Below are 12589 nucleotides of genomic sequence, written 5' to 3'. Positions count from 1 at the left end.
ATTAACGGAAAATATGATAAAAAAGTTTACCCTTAGTATATTTTTGATTGTCTTAACTATCAGGCTTTTCGCACAGGAAGTCAAATACCGCGTCATTCTATTTGGCGATGCGGGAGAAATGAATGTTCGACAAGACATTGATTTAAAAAATGCAGCCAAACAAGTTATTCCTCAAAAAACAACGGTATTATATTTAGGCGATAACATTTATCCAACGGGGATGGGCTTGCCTGGTAGTTCAGAGCAGGAAACAACACAAAATATTCTAAAGTCGCAGTTTGAACCTATGCGTAGCATGGGAGCCGCCGTATATTTTTTGCCAGGAAATCACGATTGGGATAAATCTGGTCCCGACGGTTTAGCAAAAATTCAGGCGCAAGGCGATTATTTACGTGCGCAAAATGATCCTCTATTACGTTTAATTCCTCAAAATGGATGCCCAGATCCAGTAGCAATTCCAATTAACGATAAGCTTACTATAATTGCATACGATAGCGAGTGGTGGCTGTTTCCGTTTAATAAACAAACTCCAACCGACGATTGCGATTGTCATACTAAAGATGAAATTCTGGTGCGTTTCGAAACGCTTTTAGAGCAAAATAAAGATAAAGTAATTATTCTGGCCTCGCACCATCCATTTAAAAGTTATGGGCCACACAGTGGATACTTTACTTGGAAAGATCACCTGTTTCCCTTTACTTCCTTTAGTCAAAATTTATATGTGCCATTGCCAATTATAGGCTCATTGTATCCCTTGCTACGCTCCACCATGTTAAGTCCCGAAGATTTAAAACATCCACAATACAAGGACATGATTAAATCGGTAAATGATGTCTTTGGCGATTATCCAAATGTGATATATGCTGCGGGCCATGAGCATGGATTGCAATTAATAAAAGGAAAACAATTACAAATAGTCAGTGGTTCCGGATCAAAAGTGTCGTCTAATAAAAAAGGAAAGCAATCGCTGTTTAATGCTGTAGAGCAAGGTTATGTAGTGGTTGATCAGTTAAACAACAACGATATGCGCTTTGAGTATTTTATTTATGGAGATACAGGAACAGTAAAAGTGTATAGTTATACCAAAAAGTATCAGCCAATTACACAAAAGGAACGGAATAAATTAAAACCAATTTTGGCCGATAGTGTATGGGTTAGTGTAAAACCAGAATACGATAGTGTGGGGAAATTTCATCGATGGTTTTTTGGCGAGAACTACCGAAAAGAGTATGCCCAAAAAACGAAACTTCCGGTTCTTCGTGTTTCGCAAATGAAAGGCGGCTTAAAGGCAACACAACGTGGGGGAGGCAATCAATCGCGTTCGCTACGCTTAGTAGATAAGAATGGGAAAGAATATGTTTTGAGAAGCATCGAGAAATATCCGGAAGTGTTATTGCCGCCGCAATTGCGGGCAACTTTTGCAAAAGATATAATAACCGATAATATGTCTTCGCAGCATCCATTTTCTGCTTTGGTGGTACCCGAATTAGCTAAAGCAGCGGGTATATTGCATGCCGATCCGATTATTGGGATGGTATCGCCCGATGATGGACTTGGCGAGTTTGAAGCGGCCTTTGCGAATACGGTGTGTTTGTTCGAAGAGCGAGAACCTGCTGGCGAATCGGATAGCTCCCCAAAAATGGATAAAGCATTGACCAAGGATAACGATAATACCGTTGATGGAAAAGCCTGGTTAAAAGCACGTGCCTTTGATGTTTTATTAGGCGATTGGGATCGCCATGAAGATCAATGGCGTTGGAAAGAAACCAAAACAAAAGATGGAAACTCGCATTATACCCCCGTTCCAAGAGACCGCGATCAGGTGTTTTTTAGTTCGGATGGTTTTATTCAGCGCTACACTCAAAGCTCATCGTTATTGCCTATGATGCAAGGATACGAACGTAAATTAAAAGATATAAATTGGTTTTTGTGGGAAGGAAGAGAAATATCGAGTCGTTTAACTGCCAATATAGATGAAACCGAATGGAATAAAATTATAAAGGAATTTTGTGCCAGTTTTAACGATGCTGTTTTTGAAAAGGCACTAAAAGCGTTGCCCGAACCAAGTTATAGCTTGCACCACGACGAACTTTTAGCCCAAATGAAAGCTAGAATTGCCGATATGCCTAAAATGATGAACGATTATTATCATTTTTTTAATCGTATTGTAGATATTGAGCTGAGCGATAAAAATGAATTTATTCAAGTATCGGATACAAAAGAAAAGGGACTCGTTGTTAAAATTAACAAAATAACAAAAGATGGGAAGGTAAAAGACGAGTTATTTAATCGAACATTCGATCCAAAAGTAACCAAAGAAATTAGATTATACACCCATAATGGTAACGATAGCTTATTGATGGATAATAAAACCTCGCATATTAAGTTGCGTATAATAGGGGGAAAAGGCAATAAGACATTCGATTTTGCCAATAGCGATGGAAAAGTACGCTTGTATGGACGTAAAGATAATGCCATTTATCGAGGTGAAGATCAAAATAAAATTCACAAAATTCTATCAAACGATACCGCTAATGTAAGCCATGTAGCGAAAGATTTGTATAGCCGAAACTCCGTTTTGTTAAACGCCGGATACAATTACGATGATGGAGTATTGTTTGGGTTTATTTACAATAGAACCAGTCCGGGCTTTAGAAAAAAACCTTATGGAAATTCGCAAACAGTTTCTTTAATACACTCTTTTTATACCAAAGCTTATAGTTTGAAATACAAAGGAGAGTGGATTGAAGCACTTGGAAAGGCCGATATATTGGCAAATGTGCAAATTAATGCGCCCAACGGAACACAAAACTTTTTTGGTTTAGGAAACGAAACGCCCTACGATAAAGATGCCCCTACGGAGTATTACCGGGCACGATTTAGTATGTATAAAGGAGAAGGCTTGCTTCGCTGGCGCCGTCCAAAATCTACCTTTAGCATGGGGCCTGCAGTTCAGTTTTATCATTATGAACCAGAAGAAAATGGCGATCGTTTTATTTCAAATTACATTAATCTCCATTCGTCAGACAGTTTAACAATACACGATTCTAAGCAATTTTTAGGAGCTGTTTTTCATTTTGTAAATAATACACGTGATAATGAGTTACTTCCAACCTTAGGTAGTTATGTCGATTTAAAATTGGTTGCCTACAAAGGCTTAAATAGCGAAGCCAATTCTTTTACTCAGTTTACAGCAGGCGTTTCTTTATATAAAAACATAGATGGTCGCAAAAATTTTGTTATTGCTAATCGTTTTGGTGGTGGTTTTACCATTGGTCAAGTTCCTTTCTATCAAACCTTATTTATTGGAGGCGAAGGGGCATTACAGGGCTATCGTCAATACCGTTTTGCGGGCGAACATAGTTTCTATAATAATTTAGAATTACGCGCCAAGCTAGGCGAATTGGTAAATTATGTTCTGCCTGGTCAAGTTGGATTGTTGGCTTTTTACGACATTGGACGCGTATGGAAACGTGGTGAAGATTCAGATGTTTGGCACCAAGGCGTAGGAGGTGGTATGTATTTTGCCCCGGCGTCTTTAACCTTGGTTAGTTTGGTGGCCGGATATTCTAAAGAAGGGTGGTACCCGTATGTGTCGATTAAATTTAGGTACTAAAATTGCTATTACCAGTTTAATGTAAAACTTAATAGGTGCTTTTTACGTATCTTATTGTACGCGAGTTTATAATGTCGTTTTAATGGTGCGAAGGATAGAAAGTTATTACGTTTCGCAGACGATATATTTTGCCATACCATTTAACTTTGTATCGAATTAATAATTAGGCATATACTCGTAAAATTTCACCTATAGAAAAAAAATATACATATGAATACCAATGTAATACAGCTTAACACGAATGAATGTATACATTGCCAGATAAAATCAACCCTATCTTTTCGTCCTCTTTTAGAATATCTGAAAGGCCGACTAAAAACAGAAAAATCTGTAAAAAAAGAATTTTATAGATTTTTGCTTGAAAAAATAGAAAAGAATGATCTTCTGTTGAAAGATGTTTCAGCAGAGCAGCTATCGCAATATAAAGATACACTCGAGTTAATTTATACCATTTTAACTCCATTAATGGGGAATGAAGAAGATATGTTCTGGGCGCTCAGTACACCGGTGCCAGATTTTATTTTCTTCAGTACAGATGCTTTTTACGATTTCTTTAAAAACATCGACCCAAAAAATAAGGTAAACAAAACGAATGAACCGCTAGAGAAACGTCAGGCAAAATACATATACCGAATCATTCTCGAACGTTTCTATAATTTTACAACGAATTTAAAGAACGACATCGTATACATGCACGTTAACCCGGAAACGAAGTTAACGCAGTATTTTAATATCGAAACAGATACCCGTTTTGTCGATATTAAGTATGAAGGAGATTTACCCAAAATCAATTTCGAAGAATTAGCCCAACACCTGCAAGACGATACCGAGCTGGAATACTTAACAGGAGTGTTGCCGCTGAATCAAGTTCTTTTTGAAGGTTTTAGTGTGATTTCCATTACCGATATCACCCTACAATCGGCTATTGAAGGTATTCGTAGTTCATTAGTGAATCATAATTACGAGGCAGAGGCCTATAAAGTAGTTATACAGGCACTTAAAACTTTGGGCGGTGATGGAAATATCGAATACGGTTTAATGCCATTTTTAACAGTAAACGACCGACTTATTTTCGATAACAAGGAGTTTTCAAATAGCATGCTGATTAATTCAGCAAAAGCCGCTAACTTGGAAGAAGAAATTTTTAACGAATTAGTTGAAAAATACAAAGAAGACCCAAAAGCAATTTTTGTAAATTCCATTACGGACGAACAAATTGTAAAAGATCCCTTTCTAAGGGTTTTAAAAAGCGTTGGTGTGCATTCGTATTCGGTTTTGCCGATTTATTACAATAAACAGTTATCGGGCGTTTTGGAAGTATACTCACACCACGAAACGTTAATAGATGAACGTCTTTTGTCGCGTTTACGAATGGCAATGCCCTTAATTGGCCAACTTTTTCAATACAGCATTGAAGAGTTTGAAGCCCGAATGAATGAAGTGTTGATGGATAAATTTACCGCGTTACAACCTTCTGTTCAATGGAAGTTTAATGAGGCGGTATGGCATTTTATTCGTCAAAACGATGGCAAAAGTACCTCTAAAGAGATTGATACGGTTAGTTTTAAAGGCTTGTATCCGTTGTTTGGTGCAATTGACATTCGTAACTCAACACTCGAACGAAATAGAGCCCTTCAAGATGATTTACGCGTTTTATTAACGGCGTTAATTGCTACGCTGAAAGAAGTCAGAAAAGAAGTGGATTTAGATCTTATCAATAAACTCTTGTTTAATTGTAAGGATTGGTTTAAACGCATCGATTTATTTGCGACCAATAACGAGGAAAGCTTGCTGAACGAATTCTTAGAAGAGGAAGTGTACCCTTTTCTGAATATTGTAAAAGGCAATAATGCAAAGCTGGAAAATTTAGTTACCGGTTACTTCGATAGCATTATGCCTGAAACAGGTTTAGCTTTTGAAAATCGTCGTAAATTGGAGATTTCGATGCAATCTATAAACACGGAGATTAGCCACTATTTAAGTGCTTCTCAGCAAAAATTGCAAGAATCATATCCTTGTTATTTTGCGAAGTTCAGGACGGATGGAATTGAATACGATATCTATATTGGGCAGGAAATAGCACCTCAAAAGCCCTTTAATTTACTGTATTTAAGGAATATTCGTTTGTGGCAACTAACTTCTATGGTCGAAATTGCACGTTTATCAAAAAATATGCTGAAAGACATGCCTCGTCCGTTGTATACCACGCAAATGATATTCATTCATTCAAACGCAATTGATATTAGTTTTAGAAACGATGAACGTCGTTTTGATGTGGAAGGAGCCTACAACATTCGCTATGAAGTGGTTAAAAAACGTATCGACAAAGTGTTAATAAAAGGAACGACCGAGCGTTTAACCCAGCAGGATAAAATTGCAATGGTGTATTTTAACAGTGATGAAGCCAATGAATACAAGGAATATATTAAATACTTGCAAGCGCAAAATCTTTTAAACGATGATTTGGAAGAATTGGAATTGGATGAACTGCAAGGTGTTTCGGGGCTTAAAGCCTTAAGAGTGGGGGTGAAGTATTTGCCAACGATTGAATCAGAACCGCTGACCACAAAATATATTGCCGAAAAGCAATTGCACTAAAAAAAACCTCATAGGTTTTTAAAACCTATGAGGTTTGAATAATTTAAAACCGTACCCCAAATGTTAAGAAAACATTGTCACGGGTAGTTTTTATTTCAGCTACAGGTTCAGAATAATCGTTTAAAATATACGGGCTATTATTGAATCCGTTTTGATAATTTTGATAAGCCAAATCAATGTAGTAGTTGTTTACACGGTAACCTAGACCACCAGTAAAATACTGACCTTGGTAAAATTTATCATCACCACCTTTAACGCCACTTCCGTTGATTCCATAACCACCACGTAGACTAAATTCTTTACTTACTTTTACCTCAGCTCCAACGCGATAGTTAATCGTTGATTTATAATTGTCTCTAATAAATGCATTGTTTGAATTGATGGTGCTGTAATCTGAATATCCATCAGAAGAGAAGCGGATAGCAGAATAATCAACGAAATCAATATCAGCAGAAATCAAGGCAGTTCCAGCGATAATATAGCTTCCGCCCAAAGATGCTTTTAGTGGTGTTCTTAAATTGTATGTATAGCTATAATTATTGTTAGGGTTGTTTGAATTAAATCCTTGCAATTGGTTGTTTATTACTTCGTTAGTGTTATCTTGAATATTCATCCAGGTAGGTGTTTGAAAATTAAAACCTAAACGTAATCCTTCAACCGGTTTAAAAATCATCCCCAATTTGATATTCATTCCAGAGCCTTTTGTTTCTTTGCTACTAGCAAATTGCATGGTGTAATTTTCTGCTCCCTCAAATGCTTGAGAGGCCTCGTCATATGGATTCAAAACCCCTGATTCGGTGTAATATGCATCACTAATGTAACGCGCATTTACAAAGCTAAAGGCAGCGCCAATGTATACTTTATTTGAGATATTTAAGGCTCCAGCAACGTTAAACTCCGAAGTTGAACCTAAACGCGATTCCGTCCAGTTTTGTTTCGTTGATGTTCCCGTATTTGGATTAGCAGTATAACGATTAGCATTTCCCGGAGTATTATAATTTATTAAATAAGAATTATAGGCATCTCCCATAAGATTGTTGTCGGTACCATACGCATTTGCCTGCTCAGCCATTGAATTTCTAAAAGAGTTAAGCGCATTTGTGCCACTGTAAGTAAATTGATTAAAGAAATCATTGTTTCGGTTGTATCCTAAACCAAATACAGCACTTACTACACCTTTTTGCTTATTCGCTCCTTTTGCACGATACGTTGGACTATAAAAAACAACACCTAAATTATTTAGGTTTAATTGACTTTTTGAGTCTTTGATTGTATTGCCTAAAAATAAACTTTCTGAGCTAACACTATTAAATTCAGGAGTGATATTGAATTCCGATTTGGTAAATAACCCTAGCCCTGCAGGATTAGCACCTAGCGAACCAATATCGCCTCCAACACCTATTTGGGCACCCGCCATACCTTTAAAACGAGCGGTACTACCATAATTTGTTTGCGAAAACCGAAACGCGTCAGTTGCATAGGTTTGTGCATACGATGTTCCAGTAGCGGCTACTGTAGCCACTAAAAAACCTAAAAATATTTTTTTCATGTATGTGTTATACTTGTGTGTCGTAATAATGATTAACCTCTTCCGCCGCGTGAGGTTCTTCCTCCTCCTCCGCCCATGCTGCCACCGCCACCACTACTTCCTCTTGATGGAGATGATGATGGAGTATAGCTAGGCGCAGGACTCTCACTACGGGTAGGTCTGCTTTGTGCCGGAGGAGAATATTGTTGTGGCTGATTTGGCGCATAACCGGAACGAGTAGGACGTGTATTCACGTTGCCATTAGAACTTCCATTCGCTACAGAGCTTCTTGCTGGTCGGCCATAATTTGCACTGCCATTGGGCGCTACTGAGCCTCTCGTAGGTTGATTATACGTACCATTACCCGTTCTTGGTCTAGAATTATAATCATTTCCTCTACTTGGTCTATATGTTCTGTTCGCTACTGCTGCACCACCATAGTATCCGCCTCCATAATAGCCACCTCCGTAGAAACCTCCACCGTAAAAACCACCGCCATAGTAGCCGCCGCCCCAGCCGAAGGAATCATAATACGAATAAGGTCCCCACATGTTGTAGCCATAATATGGATAACCAAAACCACCATAGTATCCGCCGAAATAAGGGCTTCCCCACATAGAGCCATAGCCAAAACCAAAGCCTATGCCCACATTTATGCCATAACCATTGTATGCGCCCATGCCATAACCTAAATAGTTATTGCCATAGTATCCGTAATTATCAAAATAAGGGTCATAATAGTTTTGCCATGAATAACCATTGTAAAAGCGGTTTATTCTCGATGAGTAATCCATGTCGTAATACGGATTACTGGTTCCGTAATATTCATCATATTCCTCGTTTCCTTGCTGTTGCGCTTGGTTCTGTTGCGTGGCAGCAGGAGGAGCAACATAAACGTATTCTTTGGCTTGGGCAACCGTGTTGTACACATCGTCGCCACTAGTGTTTTGAGCCAATTTTTGAGTTGAGCATGATGCAGCCAACCCGGCAACCGCTATCAATGCAATGGGTAAGAATCTAATTGGTTTCATTTTGCTTTATGTTTAGTTGTGTGTGTTGTAAAAAATTAAAGTAGTTCCAATCTAGCTAAAATCTGAATAGTTCGTCAAATTTCGCTTTTTAATTGATTGCAATTACTTCTTAGTCGTTTTGTAGGTATAAATTTATAAATTTGTGACCTAACTTCACATTTTAAATTACACAATTTACGTTCCAAAAACAAATATGAGCAAAGAAATAACAAGCAGAGCGGCAGATTATTCGCAGTGGTATAACGATATCGTACTTAAAGCTGATTTAGCAGAACATTCGGCAGTACGTGGTTGCATGGTAATTAAGCCCAATGGATACGCTATTTGGGAAAAAATGCAAGCCGTACTCGATAAAATGTTCAAAGATACGGGTCATCAAAATGCTTATTTTCCTTTATTCATACCAAAGTCATTTTTTTCTAAAGAAGCTTCTCACGTAGAAGGTTTTGCAACGGAATGTGCCGTGGTGACACATTATCGTTTAAAAAATGATGGAAACGGAAATATCGTAGTGGATGAAAATGCGAAACTCGAAGAAGAATTGATTGTTCGCCCAACTTCTGAAACCATTATTTGGAACACGTACAAAGGTTGGATTCAATCGTATCGTGATTTACCAATTTTAATTAATCAATGGGCAAATGTTGTGCGTTGGGAAATGCGTACGCGTTTATTCTTACGTACGGCAGAATTTTTATGGCAAGAAGGACATACCGCGCATGCAACTGCTGAGGAGGCTATTGAAGAAACAGAACGTATGTTGCACATTTATGCCGATTTCGTAGAGAATTGGTTAGCAGTACCAGTTGTTCGCGGACGTAAATCGCCTAACGAGCGTTTCGCAGGTGCTTTGGATACGTATTGTATCGAAGCCTTAATGCAAGATGGAAAAGCTTTACAAGCGGGAACTTCTCACTTTTTAGGACAAAATTTTGCGAAAGCATTCGATGTGAAATTTACCGGAAAAGACGGAAAGCTCGACCACGTATGGGCAACTTCATGGGGTGTTTCAACGCGCTTAATGGGTGCGTTAATTATGGCGCATAGCGATGATTCTGGATTGGTTATCCCGCCTAAATTGGCACCGACTCAAGTAGTTATTGTACCTATTTATAAAGGAGAAGAAGATTTAGCAAAAATTACAACCTATGTGGATGAATTAATCATCAAATTAAAAGGAGCAGGTGTTTCTGTTAAATACGATGATCGCGATACGCAACGCCCTGGATTTAAATTTGCAGAGTACGAAATGAAAGGAATTCCGGTTCGTGTGGCTATAGGAGGGCGTGATATGGAAAATAAAACGGTCGAAATTGCACGTCGCGATACCAAAGAAAAACAAACCATTCAGCAAGATGGTCTGGATACATACATCATCAATTTGTTAAGCGATATTCAAACCAACATGTTTAACAAAGCATTGGCTTATCGCGATGAACATATTACCGAGGCGAATAGCTACGATGAATTAAAAGAATTGTTAGATACAAAAGCAGGTTTTATTTCAGCCCATTGGGATGGAACACCAGAAACCGAGCAAAAAATAAAAGAAGAAACCAAAGCAACAATCCGTTGTATTCCATTAGACAACAAATTGGAAGATGGCGTGTGTATTTATTCCGGTAAACCATCTACGCAACGCGTATTGTTTGCAAGGGCATATTAAAAAAACAGGCGCTTATGGGTTAAATCGCATAAGCGTCTAAAAATTTGAACCACCTATAACGAGAAACAAAAAAGATGAAATTTGCAACAAAAGCCATTCATGCAGGCCAAGAGCCTGATCCAACAACTGGAGCGGTTATGACACCGATTTATCAAACTTCTACGTATTGGCAAAAATCGCCAGGCGATAATAAAGGATACGAATACTCGAGAGGAACAAATCCTACTCGCCGTGCGTTAGAGGATTGTTTGGCAGCTTTAGAAAATGCAAAATTTGGTTTAGCATTTTCAAGTGGTATGGGGGCTACCGATGCCGTATTACGTTTATTGCAACCAGGCGATGAAGTAATCACTGGAAACGATTTATATGGCGGGTCATATCGGATTTTTACCAAAATTTATTCGAAATACGGCATTAAGTTTCACTTTTTAGATCTTTCAAAACCGGAAAATATTCTTCCATACATCACCGATAAAACAAAATTAGTTTGGATTGAAACACCAACCAATCCAACTATGCAAATTATTGATATTGAGGGTGTAGCTAAAATCACGAAGGAAAAAGGTTTGCTTTTGACGGTCGATAATACCTTTGCGTCGCCTTATTTACAAAATCCGATTGATTTAGGGGCCGATATTGTAATGCATTCTGTAACTAAATATATTGGTGGACACTCCGATGTGGTAATGGGAGCATTGGTAACCAATAATGAAGCTTTGTACAAAGAATTATGGTTTGTGTACAATGCCTGTGGCGCAACACCTGGTCCTCAGGATGCTTTTTTAGTGTTGAGAGGTATTAAAACCTTGCATTTACGCATGAAAGCTCATTGTGAAAATGGCGAAAAAATAGCGCATTATTTGAAGAATCACCCGAAGGTTGATAAAATCTATTGGCCAGGTTTTGAAGATCATCCGAATCACGATATAGCCAAAAAACAAATGCGCGGTTTTGGCGGGATGATTTCAATTACGTTGAAAGGAGCAGATTTGCAAGAAACTTTCCGTATCTCGTCGCAATTTAAAGTATTTACACTTGCCGAGTCGTTAGGAGGGGTAGAATCGTTGGTCAATCACCCGGCAACCATGACACACGGTTCAATTCCGAAAGAAGAACGCGAAAAAGTAGGCGTTACTGATAACTTATTACGCTTAAGTGTTGGCGTGGAAGATATCGATGATTTGTTGGAAGATTTAGAAAACGCTTTGAAATAAAGAAGTTTTACGACAAAGATTATCCCTATGATAATCTTTGTCGTATTAAAAACCCTAAATGGATTTCTTAAGCCTTAAAAATTTTCTGGATGCAAAGGTAGAGCAATACAATCGTCCTGACTTTATTGCCAACGATCCGATTTGTATTCCGCATTTATTTACCCGAAAGCAAGACATTGAAATTGCGGGTTTTTTTGCCGCGATCTTAGCTTGGGGCCAGCGTAAAACCATTATCAACAAGTGCAATGAATTGTTAAAACGCATGGATCATGCGCCATACGATTTTGTTTTAAACCATTCAGATCAAGAGCTGAAACAGCTTCTCAATTTTAAGCATCGTACGTTTAACGATACCGATTTACTCTATTTTATTTCCTTTTTTAAGGCTCACTATACACGTTTCGATAGTTTAGAGGCTGCGTTTGTACCGCAAAGCGAGGTGTTTTTATCAGCCTATATGGAAAGTGGTTCGGCAGATTGTTCCTTGCTTTCGGCCTCTGATGTTTGTATGTCATCAAACTTGAATTTTACACTCGAAACAGCCTTAAATCATTTTCGTGCATATTTCTTTTCATTGGAAGATTATCCATCGCGAACCAAAAAACATATTTCATCCCCAGCAAAAAAATCTACTTGTAAGCGTTTAAATATGTTTTTACGCTGGATGGTGCGTAAAGATACTCATGGCGTTGATTTTGGTGTTTGGAATACCATTCAGCCCAAAGATTTAATCTGCCCTTGCGATGTGCATGTAGATCGAGTTGCTCGCTTATTTGGCTTAATAAATCGGAAACAAACCGATTGGCTCACTGCAGTAGAGCTAACCAATCAATTAAAAGCTTTCGATGCCGCGGATCCAGTAAAATATGACTTCGCACTTTTTGGTTTAGGGGTAGAAAAAGTAGTTTAAAACGGTTTTTATAAGGTAAAAGCGTT

At 38.1% G+C, this 12589-nt stretch carries 7 protein-coding genes; 5 read left to right on the top strand and 2 right to left on the bottom strand.

Annotated features, from left to right (window positions below; translation table 11 throughout):
• Positions 1-13 precede the first annotated feature (13 nt).
• Together ACJVDK_RS05805 and ACJVDK_RS05800 are read left to right on the top strand one after the other, a co-directional pair.
• Positions 14-3616, top strand: coding sequence for a BamA/TamA family outer membrane protein (locus ACJVDK_RS05805; RefSeq protein WP_443939340.1), 3603 nt, complete (start codon positions 14-16; stop codon positions 3614-3616).
• Positions 3617-3826: 210 nt separating this feature from the next.
• Entirely contained in the window at positions 3827-6214 is a 2388-nt protein-coding gene (locus ACJVDK_RS05800; protein ID WP_443939339.1) for a GAF domain-containing protein, read from the top strand.
• Between the two features lie 43 nt (positions 6215-6257).
• On the opposite strand, the gene ACJVDK_RS05795 is transcribed toward ACJVDK_RS05800, so the two are convergent.
• Together ACJVDK_RS05795 and ACJVDK_RS05790 are read right to left on the bottom strand one after the other, a co-directional pair.
• Positions 6258-7763: an OmpP1/FadL family transporter gene (locus tag ACJVDK_RS05795; protein WP_443939338.1), complete on the bottom strand. Its 1506-nt coding sequence runs from the start codon at positions 7761-7763 to the stop codon at positions 6258-6260.
• Positions 7764-7795: 32 nt separating this feature from the next.
• Complete coding sequence (locus tag ACJVDK_RS05790) at positions 7796-8773, bottom strand: hypothetical protein (RefSeq protein ID WP_443939337.1); 978 nt, start codon at positions 8771-8773, stop codon at positions 7796-7798.
• A gap of 193 nt (positions 8774-8966) precedes the next feature.
• On the opposite strand from ACJVDK_RS05790, the gene proS reads away from it, so the two are divergent.
• The 3 genes from proS (at position 8967) to ACJVDK_RS05775 (ending at position 12563) form a co-directional block, all read left to right on the top strand.
• On the top strand, positions 8967-10439 hold the full coding sequence (proS, locus tag ACJVDK_RS05785) for a proline--tRNA ligase (protein ID WP_443939336.1): 1473 nt from the start codon (positions 8967-8969) through the stop codon (positions 10437-10439).
• 74 nt (positions 10440-10513) lie between these two features.
• Complete coding sequence (locus ACJVDK_RS05780) at positions 10514-11653, top strand: cystathionine gamma-synthase (RefSeq protein ID WP_443939335.1); 1140 nt, start codon at positions 10514-10516, stop codon at positions 11651-11653.
• A gap of 58 nt (positions 11654-11711) precedes the next feature.
• Positions 11712-12563 (top strand): TIGR02757 family protein, encoded by an 852-nt coding sequence (locus ACJVDK_RS05775; RefSeq protein WP_443939334.1) that lies wholly within the window; start codon positions 11712-11714, stop codon positions 12561-12563.
• Positions 12564-12589 lie beyond the last annotated feature (26 nt).

This window comes from Pedobacter paludisoli (assembly GCF_052344095.1).
In the GTDB taxonomy this organism is placed as follows: Bacteria; Bacteroidota; Bacteroidia; order Sphingobacteriales; family Sphingobacteriaceae; genus Pedobacter.
Note: the sequence above shows the minus strand (reverse complement) of the source record. Positions and strands in the feature narration are given on the sequence as shown.